This window comes from Stenotrophomonas sp. YJH_SMC_69 (genome assembly GCF_059370495.1).
In genome coordinates this window covers 40,880-63,088 of sequence record NZ_JCAFTS010000006.1, presented here as the reverse complement: position 1 = coordinate 63,088, position 22,209 = coordinate 40,880, and the positions used below count along the sequence as shown (strand labels likewise).

General features: G+C 66.3%; 25 protein-coding genes and 1 other RNA gene. 16 read left to right on the top strand and 10 right to left on the bottom strand.

What is annotated here, in order from left to right; all coding sequences use genetic code 11:
- The first annotated feature begins 111 nt into the window (after positions 1–111).
- From AC5P8F_RS12190 to pepQ, 3 genes are all read left to right on the top strand, one after another.
- Complete coding sequence (locus AC5P8F_RS12190; protein WP_126411322.1) at positions 112–2,391, top strand: DUF1631 family protein; 2,280 nt, start codon at positions 112–114, stop codon at positions 2,389–2,391.
- A complete protein-coding gene (locus AC5P8F_RS12185) occupies positions 2,388–2,762 on the top strand; it encodes a PilZ domain-containing protein (RefSeq protein ID WP_111206028.1) in 375 nt (124 codons plus the stop codon). Before AC5P8F_RS12190 ends, AC5P8F_RS12185 begins: the two co-directional genes overlap by 4 nt.
- A 75-nt stretch (positions 2,763–2,837) precedes the next feature.
- Entirely contained in the window at positions 2,838–4,169 is a 1,332-nt protein-coding gene (gene pepQ / locus AC5P8F_RS12180; RefSeq protein ID WP_495228259.1) for a Xaa-Pro dipeptidase, read from the top strand.
- Positions 4,170–4,666: 497 nt separating this feature from the next.
- Here pepQ and AC5P8F_RS12175 read toward each other — a convergent pair whose 3' ends face one another.
- Together AC5P8F_RS12175 and AC5P8F_RS12170 are read right to left on the bottom strand one after the other, a co-directional pair.
- Complete coding sequence (locus AC5P8F_RS12175; RefSeq protein ID WP_495228313.1) at positions 4,667–5,989, bottom strand: aminopeptidase P N-terminal domain-containing protein; 1,323 nt, start codon at positions 5,987–5,989, stop codon at positions 4,667–4,669.
- A 5-nt stretch (positions 5,990–5,994) separates the two neighbouring features.
- Positions 5,995–6,543 carry a YecA/YgfB family protein gene (locus AC5P8F_RS12170; RefSeq protein WP_014648288.1) on the bottom strand — a complete coding sequence of 183 codons (549 nt, stop codon included), beginning with the start codon at positions 6,541–6,543 and terminating at the stop codon, positions 5,995–5,997.
- A gap of 154 nt (positions 6,544–6,697) precedes the next feature.
- Between AC5P8F_RS12170 and AC5P8F_RS12165 the strand changes: the two genes are divergently transcribed.
- The 8 genes from AC5P8F_RS12165 to AC5P8F_RS12130 all read left to right on the top strand — a co-directional run bounded on the left by AC5P8F_RS12165 (position 6,698) and on the right by AC5P8F_RS12130 (position 10,846).
- Positions 6,698–6,919, top strand: coding sequence for a TIGR02449 family protein (locus tag AC5P8F_RS12165; protein ID WP_005410898.1), 222 nt, complete (start codon positions 6,698–6,700; stop codon positions 6,917–6,919).
- Entirely contained in the window at positions 6,916–7,212 is a 297-nt protein-coding gene (locus AC5P8F_RS12160) for a cell division protein ZapA (RefSeq protein WP_005410899.1), read from the top strand. The genes AC5P8F_RS12165 and AC5P8F_RS12160 overlap by 4 nt, the downstream gene beginning before the upstream one ends.
- Before the next feature lie 153 nt (positions 7,213–7,365).
- Positions 7,366–7,551: non-coding RNA, 6S RNA (ssrS, locus tag AC5P8F_RS12155), on the top strand.
- Between the two features lie 83 nt (positions 7,552–7,634).
- Entirely contained in the window at positions 7,635–8,228 is a 594-nt protein-coding gene (locus AC5P8F_RS12150) for a 5-formyltetrahydrofolate cyclo-ligase (protein ID WP_134809239.1), read from the top strand.
- Positions 8,225–8,704 carry an EVE domain-containing protein gene (locus AC5P8F_RS12145; protein ID WP_014648290.1) on the top strand — a complete coding sequence of 160 codons (480 nt, stop codon included), beginning with the start codon at positions 8,225–8,227 and terminating at the stop codon, positions 8,702–8,704. Before AC5P8F_RS12150 ends, AC5P8F_RS12145 begins: the two co-directional genes overlap by 4 nt.
- Before the next feature lie 22 nt (positions 8,705–8,726).
- Positions 8,727–9,374, top strand: a complete 648-nt coding sequence (gene rpiA, locus AC5P8F_RS12140) for a ribose-5-phosphate isomerase RpiA (protein WP_014648291.1) — start codon at positions 8,727–8,729, stop codon at positions 9,372–9,374.
- A 21-nt stretch (positions 9,375–9,395) separates the two neighbouring features.
- On the top strand, positions 9,396–9,842 hold the full coding sequence (locus AC5P8F_RS12135) for a DUF192 domain-containing protein (protein ID WP_014648292.1): 447 nt from the start codon (positions 9,396–9,398) through the stop codon (positions 9,840–9,842).
- A 158-nt stretch (positions 9,843–10,000) separates the two neighbouring features.
- Positions 10,001–10,846 carry a SirB1 family protein gene (locus AC5P8F_RS12130; protein WP_024957828.1) on the top strand — a complete coding sequence of 282 codons (846 nt, stop codon included), beginning with the start codon at positions 10,001–10,003 and terminating at the stop codon, positions 10,844–10,846.
- A gap of 40 nt (positions 10,847–10,886) precedes the next feature.
- On the opposite strand, the gene AC5P8F_RS12125 is transcribed toward AC5P8F_RS12130, so the two are convergent.
- A complete protein-coding gene (locus AC5P8F_RS12125; protein WP_346601637.1) occupies positions 10,887–11,111 on the bottom strand; it encodes a rubredoxin in 225 nt (74 codons plus the stop codon).
- Positions 11,112–11,145: 34 nt separating this feature from the next.
- Between AC5P8F_RS12125 and thiE the strand changes: the two genes are divergently transcribed.
- Positions 11,146–11,772, top strand: a complete 627-nt coding sequence (gene thiE / locus AC5P8F_RS12120) for a thiamine phosphate synthase (protein ID WP_346601638.1) — start codon at positions 11,146–11,148, stop codon at positions 11,770–11,772.
- Positions 11,773–11,788: 16 nt separating this feature from the next.
- Positions 11,789–13,078, top strand: a complete 1,290-nt coding sequence (gene hemL / locus AC5P8F_RS12115; RefSeq protein WP_346601639.1) for a glutamate-1-semialdehyde 2,1-aminomutase — start codon at positions 11,789–11,791, stop codon at positions 13,076–13,078.
- A 73-nt stretch (positions 13,079–13,151) separates the two neighbouring features.
- Here the strand turns inward: hemL and azu are convergent, their stop codons facing one another.
- Positions 13,152–13,601: an azurin gene (azu, locus tag AC5P8F_RS12110; protein ID WP_032956045.1), complete on the bottom strand. Its 450-nt coding sequence runs from the start codon at positions 13,599–13,601 to the stop codon at positions 13,152–13,154.
- 123 nt (positions 13,602–13,724) lie between these two features.
- Between azu and AC5P8F_RS12105 the strand changes: the two genes are divergently transcribed.
- Positions 13,725–14,327 (top strand): HAD-IA family hydrolase, encoded by a 603-nt coding sequence (locus AC5P8F_RS12105; RefSeq protein WP_495228257.1) that lies wholly within the window; start codon positions 13,725–13,727, stop codon positions 14,325–14,327.
- A 144-nt stretch (positions 14,328–14,471) separates the two neighbouring features.
- Here the strand turns inward: AC5P8F_RS12105 and AC5P8F_RS12100 are convergent, their stop codons facing one another.
- Positions 14,472–15,698, bottom strand: a complete 1,227-nt coding sequence (locus AC5P8F_RS12100) for an acetylornithine transaminase (RefSeq protein ID WP_495228255.1) — start codon at positions 15,696–15,698, stop codon at positions 14,472–14,474.
- Positions 15,699–15,761: 63 nt separating this feature from the next.
- Here AC5P8F_RS12100 and AC5P8F_RS12095 point away from each other — a divergent pair, with 63 nt between their 5' ends.
- Positions 15,762–16,634 carry an ion transporter gene (locus AC5P8F_RS12095; RefSeq protein WP_014648300.1) on the top strand — a complete coding sequence of 291 codons (873 nt, stop codon included), beginning with the start codon at positions 15,762–15,764 and terminating at the stop codon, positions 16,632–16,634.
- A gap of 102 nt (positions 16,635–16,736) precedes the next feature.
- Here AC5P8F_RS12095 and AC5P8F_RS12090 read toward each other — a convergent pair whose 3' ends face one another.
- From AC5P8F_RS12090 to AC5P8F_RS12080, 3 genes are all read right to left on the bottom strand, one after another.
- Entirely contained in the window at positions 16,737–17,678 is a 942-nt protein-coding gene (locus AC5P8F_RS12090) for a YiiG family protein (protein ID WP_262093075.1), read from the bottom strand.
- Positions 17,679–17,833: 155 nt separating this feature from the next.
- Complete coding sequence (locus AC5P8F_RS12085; protein WP_495228253.1) at positions 17,834–18,826, bottom strand: YiiG family protein; 993 nt, start codon at positions 18,824–18,826, stop codon at positions 17,834–17,836.
- A gap of 93 nt (positions 18,827–18,919) precedes the next feature.
- Positions 18,920–19,738, bottom strand: a complete 819-nt coding sequence (locus AC5P8F_RS12080; RefSeq protein WP_495228251.1) for an SDR family oxidoreductase — start codon at positions 19,736–19,738, stop codon at positions 18,920–18,922.
- A 108-nt stretch (positions 19,739–19,846) separates the two neighbouring features.
- On the opposite strand from AC5P8F_RS12080, the gene AC5P8F_RS12075 reads away from it, so the two are divergent.
- The gene (locus AC5P8F_RS12075; RefSeq protein ID WP_032956036.1) at positions 19,847–20,530 is read left to right on the top strand and encodes a hypothetical protein; all 684 of its coding nucleotides are present in this window, start codon (positions 19,847–19,849) and stop codon (positions 20,528–20,530) included.
- Between the two features lie 155 nt (positions 20,531–20,685).
- On the opposite strand, the gene AC5P8F_RS12070 is transcribed toward AC5P8F_RS12075, so the two are convergent.
- Both AC5P8F_RS12070 and AC5P8F_RS12065 read right to left on the bottom strand, forming a co-directional pair.
- A complete protein-coding gene (locus tag AC5P8F_RS12070) occupies positions 20,686–21,192 on the bottom strand; it encodes a hypothetical protein (protein ID WP_041863781.1) in 507 nt (168 codons plus the stop codon).
- Entirely contained in the window at positions 21,189–22,205 is a 1,017-nt protein-coding gene (locus AC5P8F_RS12065; protein WP_495228249.1) for an RHS repeat-associated core domain-containing protein, read from the bottom strand. The genes AC5P8F_RS12070 and AC5P8F_RS12065 overlap by 4 nt, the downstream gene beginning before the upstream one ends.
- Positions 22,206–22,209: the final 4 nt, after the last annotated feature.

The following is a 22,209-nucleotide window of genomic DNA, read 5'->3' as shown; positions in this document are numbered from 1 at the left end:
GTCGGCCCTGCCCGATGAACGTGAGACACGTTCAGCCTAAAGTAGCGCCGACTGCGGCCGACACGGTAGATTCACAGGATCGATCCGCGGGAATCCGGGTACCGCTCGCCGATGTCAGCTGTCTTTTCCATCACCTCTGCCGACAAAGCACGCCTGGCCGCCAGCGACCTGCCATCGCGGGTGCGTGAACTGCTGGGTGCGTTGATCGGCCTGTGCCGGCAAACGCTGGCCGCGCCCCTGATCCTGACCGTCGAAGCGCTGGAGCAGACGCTGCTGCACGACGCCGACCGTGCACGCAATCCGATGCAGCAGGCGGACCTGATGGCCCAGCGTGGCCAGCTGCACGCCTTCGCCGGCCATTTCGCCGACCGCATGCTCGATGCCGTGGCCGAAGCGCTGGCGGGCCTGCGCGAGCCGTCCACCGTCGCTGCGGCCCCTGCTTCGCCGCCGCCGCTACCGGGCGCGCTCGGCCTGTCGCTGGTCGATGAGCACGAGGTGGATCGCGACCTGCTGCTGACCGAAATGATCCGGCGCGAGACCCTGCGTTCAACCAATACGTTGAACCTGCTGGGACAGCGCCTGGGCGTGCTCGCGGCGGCGCCGGCGTTCGAGGCCGACACCCTGCCACTGGCACCGCAGGCCCTGTGCGCGATGGTGCGCCGGATCGCCGAACAGGACGCCCTTGGCGTGGAGGTGCAGCTTGCGCTGTACCGCAGCTTCGAACGGCAGGTGCTGGAACGCCTGGGCGATGTGCTGGACCGCGCCAATGCGCTGCTGGCCCAGCATGGCGTGCTGCCGGGCCTGGTCTACACCCCGTACCTGGCACGCTCGTCGAGCACCCGGCGGATCATCACCCAGTCGGTGGGCGGCGGCCGCACAACCCAGCCTGCCAAGCGTTCCGCCGCGCCGTTGACCGGCTGGAACGGCTCCGCTCCGGCCGGTTCCTGGTCGAACCTGGTGCAGGACGCATTCAACGACGCGGGTACGCCGGGCGCAGCCACCGCTGGCGTGACCACGTCCACCGGCAGTGCGCTGCATGAATTGCTGCAGCAGGCCCGCCATGCCACTGCCCCTCCTGCGGACACCGCTGCCGTGCCCAGTGCGGCCGTCGATGCGGTCCTCGCGCGACTGCAGGCCCAGTCCAGCGCGGCCACCGGCGTCGCCGACCTGCAGGCTGCGGTGGTCGCCCAGCTGCGCAGCGAGCACGGCGCGCAGGCCCAGCTGGGCAGCCACGACCGCGACAACCTCGACCTGCTGCGCCTGCTGATGCAGCAGGTGCAGCAACAGCAGCGCCCCGACCCGGTGCCGGCCGCCCTGCTGGCGCGCCTGCAGGTACCACTGGCGCGTGCGGCGATGGCCGACCCCGGCTTCTTCGTGCGCGATGAACACCCTGCACGCGAACTGCTCAACCAGATTGCCGAAGTCGGCGCCAACTGGCTGGGCGACGATGATGTGGATCCCCAGCTGCTGCAGCGCATGGCGCAGAGCGTGCAGGGTCTGCTCGGCCAGGATGCACGCTCGCCCGAGGCCTTCGCCACCGCCAACGAGGACGTGCAGCAGCATCAGCGCGCGGCGGCCCATCGTGCTGAACTGGCCGAGCGCCGCCACGTCGAGGCCGCGCGTGGCAAGGAACGGCTGGAACTGGCGCGTCGCCAGGCCAATGCGCAGATCGACCAGTGCTGCGACACGCAGGCGCCGCCGCGCTTCGTGCAGACCCTGCTGCGCCAGGCCTGGGCCGATGCACTCACCCTCACCCGCCTGCGCCATGGCGAAGATTCGCCGCAGTGGCAGGAACGCCTGCTACAGACCGAGCGCATCGCCGCGGTGACCGCGCAGGCCGTCGATGCCAACGGTGGCACCGATGCAGTGCTGGCCAACGAGGTGGAATCGGCGCTCGTGCAGGTCGGCTATCACGCCGAGGAAGCCGCCGCCGTTGCGCGCCGCCTGGCCACGCCAGGAGGCGAGGATGAAAGCACCTCGCGCACCGAGCTCAGTGCGCGCCTGAAGGCACGTGCACGACTGGGCGAACATGCTGCCAGCGGCAGCGCCGACGCCCCGCGCACGCCGCGCAGCAGCGCCGAAGAGGCGGCCTACCAGCAGCTCGTGACCCTGCCCTTTGGCAGCTGGTTCGACATCGACAACGGTGACGGCACCCTGCGCCGCCAGCGCCTGTCCTGGTACAGCCTGCTGACCGGCCACGCCCTGTTCGTCAATCCGCGCGGGCAGAAGATCGCCGATACCGACCTTGATACGCTGGCCCGGCAGCTCAGCGCCGGACGCGCGCAGCTGGTCACCGAAGACAAAGGGCGGCTGGTCGATCGCGCATGGCAGGCCAGCCTCGGTGCGCTGCGTGCGCTGGCCGGCGGCCGTTACAGGGAGGCGTCCGTTTGAACGTGCAACCGCCGCAGGACACCCGCCGCGCGCCGCGTCGCCAGGTCTCGGACCTGGTACCGGTCACCGACCAGATGCGCGAATGCGTGGTGGGCCGGCTCGGCAATGTCTCCGAGACTGGCATGTTGATGCTGGCCAGCACCCCGCTGCGCGAGGACGCGCTGTACCAGTTCCGCTTCCCGTTGCCGATCGGTGACGGCCGCCACGAGGCCATTGACGTGGGCGTGCACCTGCTGTGGAGCGAGCCGGCGCATGTGCCCGGCCAGAGCTGGACCGGCTTCCGCTTCCTCACCCTGTCACGCGAACATCGGCAGCTGCTGCGCCGGTGGATAGGCGAAGACAGCGACGAGGCACCGGTTTCGACGGCCTGAGTGCCGGTTCCAGCACAGCGGTTTTTCCCGGTATGCGGCAGAATCTAGGGCCGTTTTCCGTGTCGAGCCACCGCAATGATCCAGCAAGACCCCGGCGCCCTGTACCCCGACCACCTGGCCGTGCTGTGCCGACGTGCCGAACAGGCGTTGGCCCGCGGCGGCTTCGACCATCTGGTCGTGCCCAGCGGCACCCTGCACTACCAGGTGTTCGACGATCGCGACTACCCGTACGCGGTCAATCCGCAGTTCAAGGCCTGGCTGCCGCTGACCCGGGTGCCCAACAGCTGGATCGTGTTCACCCCGGGCAAGCGCCCGGCGGTGATTTTCCACCAGCCCTTTGATTACTGGCACGTGGTACCGGACGCACCGAGTGGCTGGTGGGTGGAGCACTTCGACATCCACATCATCCGCAAGCCCGAAGAGGCGCTGGCCCTGCTGCCGGCCGACCCGTCGCGCTGCGCGATCCTCGGCGAGCCGCAGAGCGCGCTGGGCAGCTACGTGCCGAACAACCCGGCACCGGTGGTGAACTACCTGGAATGGTACCGCGGCAGCAAGACGCCGTATGAGATCGCGCTGATGCGCCAGGCGCAGGTGCTGGGCGTGCGCGGCCACCGCGCCGCCGAAGCCGCGTTCCGCAACGGCGCCGACGAATTCAGCATCCACATGGCGTACTGCCAGGCAGTGGGCCAGGATGCCAACGAGCTGCCCTACGGCAACATCGTGGCGCTCAATGAACATGCCGCCGTGCTGCATTACACCGAGCTGGGCCGCAAGGCGCCGCAGCCGCTGCGCAGCTTCCTGATCGATGCAGGCGCCAGCGCGCACGGCTACGCCAGCGACATCACCCGTACCTACGCCGCGCAGGGCCACGACGAATTCGCTGCGATGATTGCTGCCGTCGACGCCGCCCAGCAGCAGATGTGCGCAGCGGTGCGCCCGGGCTTCGACTACAGGCAGCTGCACGTGGACGCACATCTTTCGCTGATGGGCGTGCTGAAGGACTTCGGCGTGATCAAGGTCTCGCCGCAGACCGCGCTGGAGACCGGCGTCAGCGCCGCGTTCTTCCCGCACGGCATCGGCCACCTGATCGGCCTGCAGGTGCACGACGTGGCCGGTTTCGCGGCCAGCGACGAGGGCGGCCGCATCGAGCGCCCGGCGGGCCACCCGTACCTGCGCCTGACCCGCGTACTGGAACCGGGCACGGTGGTGACCATTGAACCGGGCCTGTACTTCATCGACATGCTGTTGAACGAAGTGAAGGACGCCGGCCATGGTGATGCGATCAACTGGGACCGCGTGGATTTCTTCCGTCCGTATGGTGGCATCCGCATTGAAGACGAAGTGCTGTGCACCGAGGGCGAGGCGGACAACCTGACGCGGCCGGCGTTTGCGGCGGCCAACGGCTGAGCCCCTCGTGGTTGGGCGCTGATATCAAAGGCCGCGCTTGGCCGGGCGGGGTGGGTTTGCAGGACACGCCGTAAACCCATCCATGGGGGCTCGATGGCGCCATCCATGGCGCCAACGGTCCTGCAAACCCACCCCGCCCGTCCTTTGACAGTTTCCTGCTGCGTCCAACCACGGAAAAAGAAGAAAGAAAAGCAGAAGCGGGTCGCTCGCTGCGCTCGCTCCGTGTCGACCAAGGTCGACACCTACCCACAGCCGCGCGTGCCAATAACCGCGGTTGCCAACAGCCGCGTGAACCTGTCGAAGGCGGGGTACTGTGGGTTTGCGGGGTGTGAGCGGCATGGATGCCGCGACCAAGCCCCCATGGATGGGTTCACGGCGTCCCCGCACACCCACAGTGCCCCGCCATCCCACGGAATGCGCGCTGTTGCTGTTGCTGTTGCTGTTGCTCTTGCTGTTGCCTCTGCGGGTGCAGGGCTGCAAGCCCTGCAGAACACCCCTTACCCCGCCATCACCGCTTCAATCTCGTCGGCGCTGCGCGCCAGACCTTCGGTCAGCACGCGATGACCGTCGTCGGTGATCAGCACATCATCCTCGGTACGGATGCCGATGCCGCGCCAGCGCGGTTCCACCGTCGTATCGTCCACGCCGATGTACAGCCCCGGCTCGATGGTGAATGCCATGCCCGGCTCCAGCAGCCGCGAATCGCCCGCCAGGCGGTAATCGCCCACATCGTGCACGTCCAGCCCGATCCAGTGCCCGGTCTTGTGCCGGTAGAAACGCTGGTACAGGCCTTCGGACAGGTTCTTTTCCAGCGTCCCCTTCAGCAGGCCCAGCCGCAGCAGGCCCTCGGTCAGGGTCTGCACCGCGGCCAGGTGACCGGCCTCGTACGGCACGCCCGGCCTGGCCTGGGCCAGCGCGGCGGCCTGCGCATCGCCGACCAGGTCGTGCAGTGCACGCTGCTCGGCGCTGAAGCGGCCATTCACCGGAAACGTGCGGGTGATGTCGCTGGCGTAGCCACGGTACTCGGCACCGGCGTCGATCAGCACCAGCTCGCCGTCGCGCGAACGCGCGTTGTTGTCCCGGTAATGCAGGATGCAACCGTTGCGGCCCGCACCGACGATGCTGCAATACGCCGGCACCGCATCGCTGGCGCGGAACACGCGTTCCAGCTCGGCCTGCAGCTCGTATTCGTGGATGCCGGCCCTGGCAGCCTTCATCGCCGCCAGATGTGCACGCACGCTGATCTGCGCAGCGTGGTGCATCAGCGCCACTTCCGCGCCGGACTTGAACAGGCGCTGCTCGTACAGCAGATGACCCAGTTCAAGGAATTCATGCGGCGGCTGCGCGCCGTGGCGCACCTGCGAACGCACGCGGTTGACCCAGCCGATCAGCTTCAGGTCGAAATCGGCGTCGCGACCGAAGTGGTAGTAGACGCGCGAACGGCCTTCCAACAGGCCCGGCAGGATGTCGTCCAGATCATCGATCGGGTACGCATCGTCCATGCCGTACTGCGCCACCGCGCCTTCCTGGCCGGCACGGCTGCCGTCCCAGGCTTCGCGCTCGGCATCACGTTCGCGGCAGAACAGGATGGCCTCGCCGTGGCGCCGGCCCGGGATCAGCACCAATACCGCCTCCGGCTCCGGGAAACCGCTCAGGTACTGGAAGTCCGAGTCCTGGCGGAACGGGTAATGGGTATCGAGGCTGCGCACCTTCTCGGCCGCGGCCGGCAGCACCAGGATCGCGTCCTCGCCGGCCATGTCCATCAGCTGGCGGCGCCGACGCTTGTATTCGCCGGCCGCGATGCCGGTGCGCTGCTTGATGTCCATCAGTTCAGGCGCTGCCGATGGCGCGAGGCCAGCACCACGTCACCGTGCAGCAGCAGTACCGCCACGCGGATGAACTCCTCGATCTCCGACAGGGCTTCGTCGTCATCATCGCCACCCGCTTCGAAATCCTCGCTGGAGGCGCGTGCCAGGCTGGCCATGTCGGTCAGCGCTTCTTCACCCTCTTCGGACAAGGTCGGGCGGCGGCCGCCGCTGCCCAGGCCGAAACCACCCAGGAACGAGCGGGTCCAGCTGAACATGGCATCGGCCTGCGCGGACACGTCGTCGCCGTCTGTCAGCAGCAGTTCGAAGGCGAAGTCGCGGTCTTCCAGCTGCTTGATGGTCGCCTGCAGCAGCTGCCCCAGCACGCTGTCGGCGGCCACCGGCGGCAGGTTGTCGTCGGCCAGCACCCGTGCCGGCCAGTCGTTGCCGGGGGCGCCACCGGCGGCCAGCCAGCCACACAGCGCACCGTGCAGCTCGGCAGCGGTAGCGCCCAGGCCCAGTTCCTGGCTGGCGCGGGTAACGTCGTCGACGGAGGGAAGTTCGGTCATCGTGCGGCTCGTTCGGAGAAGGAAACCCGGGGCGCGCACGCGCGCGCCCGTGAGACCCCGTAGTGTAGCAACCCGGCGGCGTCCTCTCTGCGGCCGCCAGGCCTTGCTGCGACAACGCTTGACCGCCCTTGCCCGGCTTGCCTATCGTGCCCGCATGGAACCCGCCGATCCCCTTGCCCAGCTGCAGGACTTCGCCGCCCGCGTGGAAGCGTTGCTCGAACGCAACCAGCGCCTGGCCGAGGAGAACCGCAGCCTGCGCCACCAGCAGGAACAGCTGGTGGCCGAGCGTTCCACGCTGCTGGCCAAGAACGAGCAGGCACGCTCGCGGGTGGAAGCAATGATCAGCCGGCTCAAATCCCTGGAGCAGCACACATGAGCGCCGAACCGGTCAGTGTCCGCATCCTCGATCGTGAATACACGGTGGGTGTCGGCGGCGATGAACGCGACAGCCTGATGGCCGCCGCGCGCCTGCTCGATGCGCGCATGCGCGAAATCCGCGGCAGCAACCGCATGGCCGCCGTCGACCGCGTCGCCGTGCTGGCCGCACTGAACCTGGCCCACGAACTGCAGCTGCTGCGCGACGAGAACGCCCGCCAGGCCGTGGCCCTGCAGCAGACGCTGGCCGACCTGAACAGGCGCCTCGACCGCGCGATCGACGGCACCCCCTAGAAAAAGGGGACGGAGGGGATTAAGGCGCATTCGCCCCATCCGTGCCGGAAACGTCTTAATCCCCTCCGTCCCCTTTTCGCATATCTGAATTGGCACGGACTGTTGCCGACGAACGGCCTATCCAGATCCTGCACGCTGGCTATAATGGCCACGCGTTCTCTGCGGTACTCGACGGCATGTGCAAACATTCGCCTTGTCCCTTAAGAACGACACCGGGAGCGCGACAGCGCCGGGAGTGCAGGTCCGCCTTGTAGCGGGAAGCCCGATGGTTCTCCAGCGTTCCCACTTGAGCCCCCGGGTTCAAGGTCGTTTCGCATGCATCGACATTGCGGAGAATGCAATATTCCAGCAAGGGCGGCGTCTTCGGGCGTCGCCCTTGTTCTTTCCGGCACAATGGCGGCTGATCCTTGCCGCACGCTGCCATGACCGACCCGCGCCAGGCCCTGCGCCACGACCTGCGGCAACGCCGCCGCGACCTTTCCGCCGGTGAGCGCATTGCTGCCGCCGAATCCCTTGCCGATGCCCTGCTCGCCCTGCCGTTCGCCCCACGCGAAGGCACCGTGGCCGGCTACTGGGCGCTGGATGGCGAAATCGCCCTGCACCGCTGGCAGCTGCAACTGCCCGAAGGGCTCACCTACTGCCTGCCGGTGCTGGCCGGCGACGTGCTGCGCTTCGCGCCGTGGCGGCCGGGACAGGCGCTGACCAGCAACCGCTACGGCATTCCCGAACCGGACGTAGCGCTGGACGATACGCTGGAACCGGCGCAGATGGCGCTGGTGGTGGCCCCGCTGGTGGGCTTCGACGGACAGTGCCGGCGGCTGGGCATGGGGGGCGGCTGGTATGATCGCAGCTTCGCCTTCCGCCATGACCGGCCGGCGCCGCCCTGGCTGGTCGGTGCTGCGTTCGCGGTGCAGCAGGTCGAGTCCTTGCCGGTGGCGTCGTGGGACGTGCCGGTGGATGCGATCTGCACCGAAGACGGCACCCTGTTCCCCTCCGCTGCCCCCGTGAACGCATGACCGCCCGCAAGCGCTACTGGCTGATGAAGTCCGAACCGGACGCCTTCTCCATCGATGACCTGGCCAAGGTCAAGGTCGAACCCTGGAACGGGGTGCGCAACTACCAGGCGCGCAACTTCATGCGCGATGGCATGCAGGTGGGCGACGGCATCCTGTTCTACCACTCCAATACCAAGGTGCCGGGCATCGTCGGCCTGGCCACGGTGGCCAGCACCGCCTATCCGGACGACACCCAGTTCGATCCAAAATCCGACTACTACGACCCCAAGAGCACGCGCGAGAACCCGCGCTGGATGCTGGTGGACGTGGCCTTCGACCGCAAGCTGAAGCAGGTGATCGCGCTGGACGAGATCAAGCTGCACGCCGAGGAACTGGGCGAAGGCTTCCCGCTGGTTGCCAAGGGCAACCGCCTGTCGGTGTTCCCGGTGACCGCCGCGCAGTGGAAGCTGCTGCTGTCGCTGGAAAAGAAATCCTGATTCCCTGCCTGAGAGTTCTCCCATGTCCGAAGCCAAGCGCCTGGCCGCCGAGAAAGCCATCGAATACGTCGAAGACGGCATGATCGTCGGTGTCGGCACCGGTTCCACCGTGGCCTATTTCATCGATGCCCTGGCCCGCATCCAGCACCGCATCAAGGGCGCCGTGTCCAGCTCCGAGCAGAGCACCGCGCGCCTGAAGCAGCACGGCATCGAAGTGATCGAGCTGAACCACAGCGGCAACCTGTCGCTGTACGTGGACGGCGCCGATGAGTGCGATCCGAACAAGTGCCTGATCAAGGGCGGCGGCGCCGCACTGACCCGCGAGAAGATCATCGCCGAGGCCAGCGAGCGCTTCATCTGCATCGTCGACCCGAGCAAGCAGGTGCCGGTGCTGGGCAGGTTCCCGCTGCCGGTGGAAGTGATCCCGATGGCGCGCAGCCTGGTCGCCCGGCAGATCCGCGACATGACCGGCGGCCAGCCGACCTGGCGCGAAGGCGTGGTCACCGACAATGGCAACCAGATCCTGGACATCCACAACCTGCAGATCACCGATCCGGAAAAGCTGGAGCGCGAGCTCAACCAACTGCCGGGCGTGGTCTGCGTGGGCCTGTTCGCGCGCCGCCGCGCCGACGTGGTGATCGTCGGCGGCGAGCCGCCGGTCGTGCTCTGACCCTTCCGAAGGATCCTGACCATGTCGCTGTTGCGTTCGCTGCTGATGCTTCCGCTGCTGGCCCTGGCCGGCTGTGCCACCGACGCGGCCCGCCATTGGGTCGAGCTGGATGGCGCCCGCTACCAGGTGGAGCTGGCCACCAACGATGAAACCCGCGCGCGCGGGCTAATGTTCCGCGACCAGATGGCGGCCGACCACGGCATGCTGTTCATCCACGACCGCGAAGAAATGCAGGCGTACTGGATGAAGAACACCAGGATCGCGCTGGACATCCTGTACTTCGACAGCCAGCGCAGGCTGGTCAGCCAGCAGCGCGACGTACCGCCGTGCTCGGCCGGCGACATGTGCCCGCCCTACCCCAGCGGTGGCCCGGCGCGCTACGTGCTGGAACTCAACGCCGGCCAGGCCGAGAAGCTGCAGTTGAAGGACGGCACGGAGCTGAAATTCGGCCCGGGCATCGAAAAGTAAGGTACGGCCGGGCTGCGCCCGGCACCCGCAGTAGTGCCGGCCGCTGGCCGGCAACCCTGCAGGGGTCAGATCCCTTTCGCACGCGAAAGGGATCTGACCCCTGCATTTTTCACGCGGCACCGCTTGAAACGGCCTGCGAATGACGCCAGTCTGTGGCCATGCAGGACCGGATCACACTCCCCGACTGGGATGCACTGGCCGACCTCGAAGACGAGGCGCTGCCACTGTTGCCGACCGCGCTGCTGATCGCGCGCGATGAATACCCCGATCTGCAGCCGTCGACCTACGATGCGCTGATCCAGAGCCATGTCGACCACCTCCGCTCGGAAGTGGAGAGCATCGACAACAGTCCATTGAAGATGGCGGCGATCAACCGCCACCTGTTCGACGAGCTGGGCTACAGCGGCGACCACGACGAGTATTACGACCCGCGCAACAGCTACCTCAACCAGGTATTCGAGCGCCGGCTGGGCAACCCGATCTCGCTGGCGCTGGTGCAGATGGAAGTCGCGCGGCGGCTGGGCATTCCGCTCGACGGCGTGTCCTTCCCCGGCCACTTCCTGGTGCGCCTGCCGGTGGACGACGGCGTGCTGGTGATGGACCCGTTCAATGGTGGTCGCCCGCTGGACGTGGACGAACTGCGCGAACGCGCCAAGTCACACCTGGGCGGGCAGATGCCCGACGACCAGGTGCTGGCGCAGATTCTGGACCCGGCGCCGGCGCGCGCGATCCTGATGCGCATGCTGCGCAACCTGCACGGCGTGTATGCCGAGGCCGGCGAATGGGACCGCGCCGCGCGCAGTGCCGACCGCCTGCTGAAGCTCGCCCCGGAGCAGGACGATGCGCTGCGTGACCGCGGCCTGGCCTACCTGCAACTGGAGTACCTGGCCGGTGCCCGCCACGATCTGGGGCAGTACCTGAAGCGCAACCCGGAAGCCAGTGATGCGCAGTGGCTGCGCGAGAAGCTGATCGACCTCGGCGGACCGATGCCGCGGCTGCATTGAGGGTGCCGGGGTGTGGACCAACAGTCCACACCTACCCTCATCAATCGACCTCGACCATCTCGAAATCGGCCTTGGTGACCCCGCAGTCCGGGCAGGTCCAGGTCTCCGGAATGTCCTCCCAGCGCGTCCCCGGCGCGATGCCCTCCTCCGGCAGGCCGTCCGCTTCGTTGTACAGGAAGCCGCAGACCACGCACATCCAGGTGCGCAAGGTGGTGGGGGTGGCATCGCTCATCGGATAATCAGGGCTGGATTCACGGGCCGCCATTGTCCCATTGCGGTCCACTCACCGGTAGCCATCGATGACTTCTGCTTCCCCGGCGCCCCGCGGCGTCTACCTGATCACCCCGGACGAGCCCGATACCGCACGCCTGCTGGCCCGTACCGCGCCGCTGCTGGCCGCTGGCACCACCTGGCTGCAGTACCGCAACAAGACCGCCAGTGACGCGCTGCGGCGGGAGCAGGCCACCGCCCTGCAGGCGCTGTGCGCGGAACACGGCGTGCCGCTGATCGTCAACGACGACCCGGCGCTGGCCAAAGCCGTTGGCGCGGCGGGGGTGCACCTGGGCGGCACCGACGGTGACATCCCCAGCGCACGCGCCCTGCTCGGTGCCGAGGCCATCATCGGCGCCTCCTGCTACGACCAGCTGGCCAATGCAGAGAAGGCCGTGGCCGCCGGCGCCAGCTACGTGGCCTTCGGCGCGTTCTTCCCGACCACGACCAAGGTCACCAGCAGCCGCGCGCATACCGACCTGCTGCGGCAAAGCGCCGCACTGGGCGTGCCGCGGGTGGCGATCGGCGGCCTGACGCCGGACAATGTCGGTCCCATCATCGACGCCGGCGCCGATCTGGTCGCCGTGGTCAGCAGCGTGTTCGCCGCCGAAGACCCGGTCGCGACCCAGCGCGCCTACCTCGCCCAGTTCGCGTAACGCCCAGGAAAGCCCCATGAACCACGACCAGTCCCACGCCCTGTTCTCCCGCGCCCAGCAACTGCTGCCGGGCGGCGTCAATTCGCCGGTACGCGCGTTCAAATCGGTCGGTGGCGAACCGTTCTTCGTCGAGCGCGCCGACGGCGCCTACCTGTACGACGTCGACGGCAACCGCTACATCGACTACGTCGGTTCCTGGGGCCCGATGATCGTCGGCCACAACCACCCGGCCGTGCGCCAGGCGGTGAAGAAGGCGATCGACAACGGCCTGTCCTTCGGCGCGCCGTGCGCAGCCGAAGTGACCATGGCCGAGACCATCACCCGCCTGGTGCCGTCGTGCGAGATGGTGCGCATGGTCAACTCCGGCACCGAGGCCACGCTGTCGGCGATCCGCCTGGCGCGTGGTGCGACCGGCCGCAACCGCATCGTGAAGTTCGAAGGCTGCTATCACGGCCATGGCGACTCGTTCCTGGTCAAGGCCGGCAGCGGCATGCTGACCCTGGGCGTGCCGACCTCGCCGGGCGTCCCGGCCGGGCTGAGCGAACTGACCCTGACCCTGCCCTACAACGATTTCGAAGCGGCCACTGCGCTGTTCGCGCAGCAGGGTGACGACATTGCCGGCCTGATCATCGAGCCGGTGGTCGGCAACGCCAACTGCATCCCGCCGCGCGAGGGCTACCTGCAGCACCTGCGCGAACTGTGCACGAAGCATGGCGCACTGCTGATCTTCGACGAGGTGATGACCGGCTTCCGCGTCGCCCTCGGCGGTGCGCAGGCGCACTACGGCATCACCCCGGACCTGACCACCTTCGGCAAGATCATTGGCGGCGGCATGCCGGTCGGGGCCTACGGTGGCCGCCGCGAGCTGATGCAGCAGATCGCCCCGGCCGGCCCGATCTACCAGGCAGGTACGCTGAGCGGCAACCCGGTGGCGATGGCCGCCGGCCTGGCGATGCTGGAACTGATCCAGCAGCCGGGCTTCCACGTCGACCTGGCCGAGCGCACCGCGCGCCTGTGTGCCGGCCTGGAAGCGGCCGCCGCCGAAGCTGGCGTGGCCGTGACCACCACCCGCGTGGGCGCGATGTTCGGGCTGTTCTTCACCAGCGAGAAGGTGGAGACCTATGCGCAGGCCACTGCCTGTGACATCCCGGCGTTCAACCGCTTCTTCCATGCGATGCTGGACCAGGGCGTGTTCCTGGCGCCGTCGGCGTACGAAGCCGGTTTCCTGTCCAGCGCGCACGACGATGCGGTGATCGAGGCCACCCTCGCCGCTGCACGCGTGGCGTTCAAGGCCACCAAGGGCTGATCGCAAAAAGGGGACGGAGGGGATTAAGTCGTTTGTGCACAAACGACTTAATCCCCTCCGTCCCCTTTTTTTTCTAACCGAAGAGGAACTTGCCCTTCATCATCGCGAAGTGGCCGGGGAACGAACAGAAGAAGGTGTAGTCGCCACCTTTCTGCAGGCCCTGGGTAGAGAAACGCACGCGCGTGGTCTCGCCGCCGCCGATCACCTTGGTGTGCGCCAGCACGCGCTTGTCGGCCTTCGGCAGGTAGCTGTCAGCCAGGGTCATGCGCATGCCCGCCATCGCCACCGGCTGGTAATCAGCGCTGCGGGTCAGCACCCAGTTGTGGCCCATCGCGGTGACCGCCAGCTTGCCGGTATGGCGCAGGGTCAGGTCCACGGCGGTGCAATCAGCGGCAACCTTGATCTCGCGGCTGCTGAAGCTCATCTGGTCGGTGCTGTCGATGCTCACCGCACACACCCGCGCCATCGCCGACGGCGCCAGCATCAGCGCACCCAGTCCCACTGCCACCCTCCAAGCCTTCATCATTGCATCTCCTGCGGATTCAAGCGCCATTCTAGGCAGCCCCCTGCGGCGCCGTCTGCGACCGTCTGTCGCATGCCAGCTCCAGGGTTTCCCGCGCACTCCTCGCAATGGCATGCTCAGCCGATGCGGATCGACCTGTTGCTGCTGGATGTGGATGGCGTGCTGGTGCAGTACCAGCGCGGGCAACGCGTGCTGCATCTGGCCCGGACACTGCAGGTTCCGACGCACGCCGTACAGGCCGCGCTGTACGACAGCGGTCTGGAAGCAGCGCATGACAATGGCACGCTGGATGGCCCGGCCTATCTGGCGCAGCTGGGAGAGCTTCTGGGCACGACTGTCGATGTGGCTGCATGGACCGCGGCGCGACGGGCCGCCAGCCATCCTCAGGCGGCCGTGTTGCAACGATTGCAGGCCCTGCAAGTGCCAATCGCGGTGCTGACCAACAACGGCGCGCTGATGCAGCAGGCATTGCCCACCCTGCTGCCGGAACTGTTTCCTGCCCTGCAGGCGCGCGTGTTCTGCAGTGCGGATTACGGCCTGCGCAAACCGGCGCCGGCGGTGTTTCTGCGCACGCTGGAAGCGCTGGGCGTGGCACCTTCGCGCACGCTGTTCGTCGATGACCTGTTCGCCAATGTGCGTGGCGCGCGCGCTGCCGGCCTGCACGCGGAAACCGTGCGCGATGGCCGGGGATTGGGCAAGGTGTTGAAGCGCTACCGGATTGCGTGAACTACTGTAGAGCCGAGCCCATGCTCGGCTGCTGTGGCCTGGCATCGCGATGAACCGAGCATGGGCTCGGCTCTACGGGCATTCCTCAGCAACGGGGTCAGAGCCCTCTCCGCAGGAGAGGGGTCCGACCCCGGCATGATGGCCTCAGCGCGCGGCGATGAACGCGGCAATCGCCGCGCGCAGGCGCTTCAGGCCTTCGGCCACTTCTTCGTCGGTGATGTTCAGCGACGGCACGAAGCGCAGCACGTCCGGGCCGGCCTGCAGGGTCAGTAGGCCCTGCTCGGCGGCGTGGTCGAGGATCGCACCGGCCTGGCCGGCGAAGTCATTGCTCAGCACCGCGCCCAGCATCAGGCCACGACCACGCACGTCGCTGAACACACCGAACTCGTCGTTGATGCGGGCGAAGCCATCGCGCAGCGCCTTGGACTGGCGACTGACGTTGGCGGCGATCTCCGCCGAGGCCAGCTTGCGCAGCGCCACGCGGGCCACCGCAGCAGCCAGCGGGTTGCCACCAAAGGTGGTGCCGTGCGCGCCGAACTGCATGGTCTCGGCCACCTTCGGGCCGGCCAGCATCGCGCCGATCGGGAAGCCGCCACCGAGTGCCTTGGCCAGGGTAACCATGTCCGGCACCACGTCGTCCTGCCAGTGCGCGAACAGCGTGCCGGTGCGGCCCATGCCGGCCTGGATCTCGTCCAGCACCAGCAGTGCGTTGTGCTGGTCGCACAGTTCGCGCACGCGCTTGAGGAAACCGGACTTGGCCGGCATCACGCCGCCCTCGCCCTGGATCGGCTCCAGCATCACCGCCGCCACGTCGCCGGCGGCCATCGCGGTTTCCAGCTGTACTTCATCGTTGAAATCGATGTAGCGGAAGCCGCCGGGCAGCGGCTCGTAGCCTTCCTGGTACTTCGGCTGGGCAGTGGCGGTCACCGCGCCCAGGGTGCGGCCGTGGAAACTGCCACGGAAGGTGATGATCACCCGCTTGTCGGCCGGGCGGCCCTGGCTGGAGGCCCACTTGCGGACCATCTTGATCGCCACTTCGTTGGCTTCGGCGCCGGAGTTGCACAGGAACACGCGCTCGGCGAAGCGGCTGGCCTTCACCAGCTCCTCGGCCAGGTGCAGCGGCGGTGCGCTGTAGAACACGTTGCTGGTGTGCCAGAGCTTGCCGGCCTGCTCGACCAGTGCGGCCACCAGGTCCGGATCGTTGTGGCCCAGCCCGCACACGGCGATGCCGGCGGCCAGGTCGATGAACTCACGGCCCTGGCTGTCCCACACGCGGGCGCCCTGGCCTCGCTCCAGTACCACCTGACGGGGCTTGTAGACCGGCAGGTAATAGTGCGAAAGGGAGATCAGCGGATCGGTAGCGGCGGTCATGGCAGTCGGCAGGGTTCAGGAATCCCCATTCTCGCGCCGGAACCCCTGCGGCACAATGCGCCCATGCGACCGTTTTCTGCCCCCCAGCTGAACCCCGCCACCGAGACCGGCTGGCGCCGCCGGTGGTTCGACATCATCTACCGCCACGACTCGCGGCCCTCGCGCAATTTCGACCTGATCCTGGTAGTGGCGATCGTCGCCAGCATCCTGGTGGTGATGATCGACAGCGTGCAGCACCTGCATGCCGAATGGTCCACCGGCCTGTACATCCTGGAATGGGCCTTCACGATCATCTTCACCGCCGAGTACCTGCTGCGGCTGGCCGTGGTCAAGCGTCCGCTGCGTTACGCGGTGAGCATCTGGGGCATCATCGACCTGCTGTCGATCCTGCCCGCCTACCTGTCGATGTTCATTCCTGGCGCGCAGAGCCTGCTGGTGGTACGCGCGTTGCGCATCCTGCGCGTGTTCCGCATCCTCAAGCTGACCCGCTACATCGAGGAAAGCGGCGTGCTGATGACGTCGCTGTGGCGCAGCAGGCGCAAGGTGCTGGTGTTCCTGTTCACGGTGATCACCATCACCATCATCGCCGGCGCGCTGATGTACGTGATCGAGGGCCCCGAACACGGCTTCACCAACATCCCGGCCAGCATGTACTGGGCGGTGGTGACCATGGCCACGGTCGGCTTCGGCGACATCGTGCCGCAGACCGTGCTTGGCCGCTTCGTCACGTCGGTGCTGATCCTGATCGGCTACAGCATCATCGCCGTGCCCACCGGCATCTACACCGCGGAGCTGGCCAGCACAATGCGTGAAGCCGAGCTGGCCGCGCGCCGCGATGCGCGTGGCTGCCCGCACTGCGGGCTGGAAGGCCACGAGCCGGATGCACGGCATTGCCGCAAGTGCGGGGGTGAACTACCGGATGCTTTCAGCCATTGAGGCACATGCCGGCCAGCGGCCGGCACTACCAAACCCGCAGGGTGCGTGCCGGGCGTGACCCGGCACTACCCCCGGTAGCTCCACGCCATGCGTGGATCCTCCTCAACGCATGCGGTTGCTGGTGGTCACCAGGTCGTTGTAGGCATCCAGGATCGTCGACTGCGCGCCCTCAGGATCGGTGGTGAGCCAGCTGCCCGACGCCTTGCGCTCGGCGGCCAACGCATCGGCGGTGATCGGCTTGCCCTGCTCCAGACGCTCGACACCGCGACCGGCGGTACGCACCAGCTTGTCGGCCGAACGCTGCACATGACCCCACATCGGGTCGTCCTTGCCGACACCACTGTTCTGGATTTCCGTCACCAGCGCCTGATAGTCGGCCAGCTGGCCGCGCAATACCGCAACGTCCGGTGCGTCGCTCTGGAACGCCATCGCCAGCTGCTTGCCATCGCCGACAAGGCGCAGGTGGTAATAGGCCAGCGAGCGGCCTTCGCTTTCCTCGATCTGCTTCAGCTGGGCGGCGCGGCGATCGTTCTCGTTCTTTTCCAGCGCAGCATCCATCGCTTCGCTGGCCTTGAAGAAATCAGCATAGGCCTGCATCAGCGGGGTATGCTGGCTGCGCATCCCTTCGCCACCATCGCGACGATAGTCCTCGCGGGTGAAGTACCCATCGGCACGCTCGATCAGGGTGTTCAGTGCCTGGAATGCCCGCTGGTACTGTCGCGCTGGTGCATCCAGCGGCGTGGCAGGGGTCTTTGCCAGCGCATCGGTCAGCGGCTGGCCGCAATAGTCGACCCGGTGCGACAACAGCTTGCCGGGTGAACGCGGCTGCGCTTCCTTGCCGGTCGGGCCGGCCTCGGGATCCTTCATCCAGCCCGTATAGGTCTGGAAACCCTCGCGGATGGGCTGTTCGACGCCGTTGTAACACTCGATGTAGGCGTTCACCTTCCCCAGCCCGGGGTCGGCGACCGCCAGCCCCGCCGGGTTGTTGCAGCCGGCCAGCGCGCCAAGCAGGAGAACGGGAATCAGGCGTGTGGATGCGTTCAAATCAGTTCCTTGCACCAGTGAAAACTGCAGGCATCTTCATGCATGGCGCGGGCGCGCGCTCCAGCACCTCGGGAAGGTGCTGGCATTCGGGGCTGTGGGGCGCGTCATGTCGCAATCATCCTGCTCGATCGCGACAAAAATAACGTTGAGCTTCGCTACTGGCGGTTGCTCTGGAAAACCAGCGAGTTGTATTCCTGCATCAGCTTGTTGGCGGAGCCACGCGGCGCCATCGAGGGCGAATCCAGCATGCGTCGTTCGAAATCGCTGTAAGGCTTTTTCTCGCTGACGCGCTGCAGCCGCTCCTTGCCTTCGCGACGGAAGTTCTCGGCTTCACGCTCGAAGCTGTTCCAGTCCAGCTTGCCCGGCTCCTGATCAGCCACCTTCGCATGCGCTTCGTCGGAAATGCGGTTGAACGCATCCAGGCGCTCGCGCGCCTTGGCCTGATCGAAGTCATCCTCACTCATCAGATCCATGATGGCCTTGGCTTCCAGCATCATTGCCAGACGGTAGTACTCGCGCGTGCGTCCCTCGGCCTGTTCCAATACCTTGAGCTGCTCGCGCTGGGCGGCGTCGTTCTGGCGCTCCAGCTCGGCGTTGAACGTTTCGCTGGCAGTCACGAACTCCTTGAAGGCGGCCATCAAGGGCGCGTGCAGCTGCTTTCCCTTGGCGAACTGGTCGTCTTCGTAGTCCTGGCGATCGTAATAGTCGTGCGCGTCCTTGCTGAGCGGCACCAGTGCCTTCAGCGCCTGCTGGTAATGGCCAGCAGCGGCATCGAGCTCAGCCAGCGCCGGCTTGGCAGCCATCGCCTCGGTCACGGGGCCAGCGCACTGCTTCATGTCGTAATCGCTGATCTCGAACGGACCGTACACCTGGGTCTCGCGCCCGCTCGGGCCGGCCTCGACGTCCTTGATCCAGCGCGTATAGGACTCGATGCTGCCGTGGGTCTTCGAATCAAGCGTGTTGAAGCAGCCGATGTAGGCGTTGAGCTTGGCGGTCAACTGCTGCTGTGCGTCGGACGGCGCCGCGCTGGCGTCGGGCGTGCTGGAAGGGCCGGCGTCGCCAGTGGTTGCGGGTGCCTTGCCGCCGCAGGCAGCCAGGACAATCGACAGCGAAGCGGCCAGCGCCGCGACGGAAAGAGTGCGTGACATGGGTTCACGTCCTTGTTGAAAACGATTACAGCCGCGCATTCTAGCGCAGCAGGCCGAAGGTCGCAGCCCTCGGCCTCTGCCGGCGACGCGCGATCACTCCAGGAACAGATCCGGCAACAACGGACGCGCTGGATCCACCGCATAGCCGGACAGATCGGTGATACCCGCCTGTGCCAGCACGTCATCGTCGATCAGGAACTGGCCGTGGAAACCCGCCGCCTCGCGCACCAGCACCGCGTGCGCAGCATCGGCCATGATCTGCGGCGTGCGGCAGCCGGCCGCATCGACGCCCGGAATCATGTTGATCGCATCGGTGGCGATCACCGTGCGCGGCCACAGTGCGTTCACCGCCACACCCTGCGGGCCGAATTCCGCGGCCAGGCCGAGCGTGACGAAGCTCATGCCCATCTTCGCCAGCGTGTAGCCGGTATGCGCGCCCCACCACTTCGGTTCCAGGCTCGGCGGCGGCGCGAGAGTGAGGATGTGCGGGTTCGGCGCCTGCAGCAGGTACGGCAGGCAGGCCTGCGCGCACAGGAAGCTGCCGCGCGAATTGACCTGCTGCATCAGGTCGAAGCGCTTCATCGGCGTATCCAGCGTGCCACGCAGCCAGATCGCGCTGGCATTGTTGACCAGGATGTCGATGCCACCGAAGGTATCGACCGTGGCCGCAACTGCGGCGTGTACCTGCTCCTCCTCGCGGATGTCGCACTTCAGGGCCAGGCCCTGCCCGCCTGCCGCCGTCACCGCTTCGGCCGCGGTATGGATGGTGCCCGGCAGCTTCGGATTCGGCACCGACGACTTGGCCGCGATGGCCACGTTGGCGCCGTCGCGCGCAGCGCGCAGTGCGATGGCCAGGCCGATGCCACGCGAGGCACCGGTGATGAAAAGCGTTTTGCCCTGCAGGCTGCCCACGTCCCACACTCCAGCGTATGCAATGAGCCGCTAGTATGCCGCGCCGACGTGGAGTTCACCCGGCCTTGACGATACTTGGGCCTCCAGACAACGCACGAGGTCCACGCCATGCGCCGTTCCCGCCTGTTGCTGCCTGCCCTGGGGCTTGCCCTGCTGACCGCCTGCCAGGGCCGTTCGCCGGAACCGGGCAAGGAGCCACCTGCCGGTGACACGCCCAGCGCGGAGAAGGCCGCCGCCGACGGCAAGCTGCGCTGGAGCGAGGCCGTGGTGTGGGATGGCGACCTCAACGCCTGCCGCCAGGGCGAGAACGCCGCCACGCGTGATTGCCTGCGCGATGCGATGCGCGCCGGCGGCGCCAGCGCCGATGCGATCACCGCCGCCGAACAGCTGTCCACCGGGGGCGAGCTGGCCTACGTGACGGCCTGGCACGAGAACGAAGGCCTGGGCATTGCGACGGTCGAGTATCCGTTCCGCGCCAACACCAACGAGGGCACCCGCCTGGTCGACGCCACCGGCAAGCGCATCGATGTGGATGCCGTGCAGCTGGACGACACCCTGCGTGCCGACCCCGCCGTGCAGGCCCTGCTGAAGGACCACCCACAGGCCACGCCGTTCGCACCGGCGCAGTCGGCCGGGGCCACGCCGCTGGAGAACGGTGGCGTCCGCCTGCTGTACCGCACGCCGCTGCGCGACTGCCACGCCTGCCCGGATGTGGGCCAGCTGCAGATCGCGTACGACTTCGACGCCAAGCGCAACTTCATTGGCCAGCAGGTGGTGCCGGCGACGCCGTAAGGCATTAAGCGTTAGCGTTAAGCGCCGAGATGCTCTGTGGACCGGGCCATGCCCGGCGACATCAACCGCGCGAAGCATACATATCGGCTTTGCCCTGACCACAAAGCCGAACGACGACCGCAGCAGCAGTTTCTCGCATCTCGCGACAGAGAGAATCAACGGGATCGCTGATAGAAGGAGTCAGTCGTCAGCCGACTTTCAATTACCGATCGAACATAGGCAGCCCGCGCCTTGCGGGACTGCGAGTATTCGGCAAAAATCGTCATTGCCTCGGACCTCATCTCAGTGCCGCCGGTGGTCGTAAATACGAAAAATGAAGGCTCAAGATAACCAACAGTCTCTCGCATAAACCGCTTGCACTCATCAAGCGGAAAATCTGCGGCGTAGTCCGCCCAATCGATATAGCGCCTCCAGAAAGCAGGCGCCCCCCATTCCCCGCATCTCTCATCAACAAAGAGCTTCAACTCAGAGAGCATGTCGGCGCATGCATCTACAGTTTCATCATCTAAATCCAGCGAAGCAACGCGACCGGGATCAACCGCCTGCCAACAAAAAACCATAAAATCCGCAACAAAGCTCTCTTCACAGCCCTCGAAGAAATTACTCTTGTACCAGGCAAGAGTTTTCGCCACATCAGTCAATTCATCAGAATCAATCATCATCTTACCTTTCCGGCGGCATTAACGCCTGCGTTGACTATCTCACCATTCCGCACATGAACCCAAACCTGCGCCCCTCCCCTCATCGTCTGAGTGTACGTACTGACACCGGCAGAGGCTGCATCTTGCGTCATTAGCCGCGCGGCAACCGCATCCACCCTTAGGTTCGCCGGGTTTGAGCTGACACGCTGGAAAAGACCAACAAATCTCATTTGTGAAGCAACCGTAGTGGGATTCACATGCCCTGCGGCGCTTCTAAATACATGCTCTGCTCGTGCCGCAAAATTGAATCGAGCAAGCATTGGAATTGCAGCAGGAACAGAAGCCAGCCCTCCGCCGCCCCGCGAGTACATTGCGGGTATCGCGATATCATGAAAAAGGGCACCGACGTCAAAGATGTTTCCATTCTTTGTCAAATCTCCCGACAAGCCAAGACGCGACTTTATCTCTTGCCAGTTGGAGTTTGATTCTCCGCCAGATGCCACGCTCGGAGATGAGCCAGAGGATGGCGCCCTCGGAATCGCGGAGTCAGATGATGTCGGCCCAGTGGCCGTCGTGTTCCCACCGGTACTCTTACAAGTACCGTCACTATTCGTGATTCTAGAGCCAGTGCAGCGGCCATCTGGATCAACGAAAGTATAGGGGTTCAGTGCCGAATACATGTATCGATTAAATAGGGCTCCGTTGTCCAAGCCCACGTCGACCGGATCTGTCGATAGGAATATCCCGACCAACGGATCGTAGTACCGCTGCTGCATGTACGTCAGACCCGTCGCCGAGTCCGACACATGCCCGGTGAATCCCGGGCGATCCCCCTTCGCATCACCTACGGTCGCACCATAGGGCTCATAAACGGTGCGCTCGACGATCGCGCCGTTGGCATCAGAGATGGCAACCGGGGAACCCAGCGCGTCGGTATGCACATACTGGACGATCTCCTGCGCCGAAACACTCACTGTGCCCAGCAACAGTCCCAACAGAGCAGCGACACCAACCAGAATTTTCTTGATCTTCATTTTC

Excerpts from the sequence above, each read along its gene's own strand:
- AC5P8F_RS12150 (WP_134809239.1), top strand. The coding sequence starts at position 7,635 with ATGACCGACCCGCGCCAGGCCCTGCGCCACGACCTGCGGCAACGCCGC.
- AC5P8F_RS12125 (WP_346601637.1), bottom strand. The coding sequence starts at position 11,111 with ATGGCGGCCCGTGAATCCAGCCCTGATTATCCGATGAGCGATGCCACC.
- AC5P8F_RS12165 (WP_005410898.1), top strand. The coding sequence starts at position 6,698 with ATGGAACCCGCCGATCCCCTTGCCCAGCTGCAGGACTTCGCCGCCCGC.
- pepQ (WP_495228259.1), top strand. The coding sequence starts at position 2,838 with ATGATCCAGCAAGACCCCGGCGCCCTGTACCCCGACCACCTGGCCGTG.
- rpiA (WP_014648291.1), top strand. The coding sequence starts at position 8,727 with ATGTCCGAAGCCAAGCGCCTGGCCGCCGAGAAAGCCATCGAATACGTC.
- AC5P8F_RS12095 (WP_014648300.1), top strand. The coding sequence starts at position 15,762 with ATGCGACCGTTTTCTGCCCCCCAGCTGAACCCCGCCACCGAGACCGGC.
- AC5P8F_RS12160 (WP_005410899.1), top strand. The coding sequence starts at position 6,916 with ATGAGCGCCGAACCGGTCAGTGTCCGCATCCTCGATCGTGAATACACG.
- hemL (WP_346601639.1), top strand. The coding sequence starts at position 11,789 with ATGAACCACGACCAGTCCCACGCCCTGTTCTCCCGCGCCCAGCAACTG.
- thiE (WP_346601638.1), top strand. The coding sequence starts at position 11,146 with ATGACTTCTGCTTCCCCGGCGCCCCGCGGCGTCTACCTGATCACCCCG.
- AC5P8F_RS12100 (WP_495228255.1), bottom strand. The coding sequence starts at position 15,698 with ATGACCGCCGCTACCGATCCGCTGATCTCCCTTTCGCACTATTACCTG.
- AC5P8F_RS12085 (WP_495228253.1), bottom strand. The coding sequence starts at position 18,826 with ATGTCACGCACTCTTTCCGTCGCGGCGCTGGCCGCTTCGCTGTCGATT.
- AC5P8F_RS12065 (WP_495228249.1), bottom strand. The coding sequence starts at position 22,205 with ATGAAGATCAAGAAAATTCTGGTTGGTGTCGCTGCTCTGTTGGGACTG.
- azu (WP_032956045.1), bottom strand. The coding sequence starts at position 13,601 with ATGAAGGCTTGGAGGGTGGCAGTGGGACTGGGTGCGCTGATGCTGGCG.
- AC5P8F_RS12070 (WP_041863781.1), bottom strand. The coding sequence starts at position 21,192 with ATGATGATTGATTCTGATGAATTGACTGATGTGGCGAAAACTCTTGCC.
- AC5P8F_RS12170 (WP_014648288.1), bottom strand. The coding sequence starts at position 6,543 with ATGACCGAACTTCCCTCCGTCGACGACGTTACCCGCGCCAGCCAGGAA.
- AC5P8F_RS12130 (WP_024957828.1), top strand. The coding sequence starts at position 10,001 with ATGCAGGACCGGATCACACTCCCCGACTGGGATGCACTGGCCGACCTC.
- AC5P8F_RS12105 (WP_495228257.1), top strand. The coding sequence starts at position 13,725 with ATGCGGATCGACCTGTTGCTGCTGGATGTGGATGGCGTGCTGGTGCAG.
- AC5P8F_RS12135 (WP_014648292.1), top strand. The coding sequence starts at position 9,396 with ATGTCGCTGTTGCGTTCGCTGCTGATGCTTCCGCTGCTGGCCCTGGCC.
- AC5P8F_RS12190 (WP_126411322.1), top strand. The coding sequence starts at position 112 with ATGTCAGCTGTCTTTTCCATCACCTCTGCCGACAAAGCACGCCTGGCC.
- AC5P8F_RS12075 (WP_032956036.1), top strand. The coding sequence starts at position 19,847 with ATGCGCCGTTCCCGCCTGTTGCTGCCTGCCCTGGGGCTTGCCCTGCTG.
- AC5P8F_RS12145 (WP_014648290.1), top strand. The coding sequence starts at position 8,225 with ATGACCGCCCGCAAGCGCTACTGGCTGATGAAGTCCGAACCGGACGCC.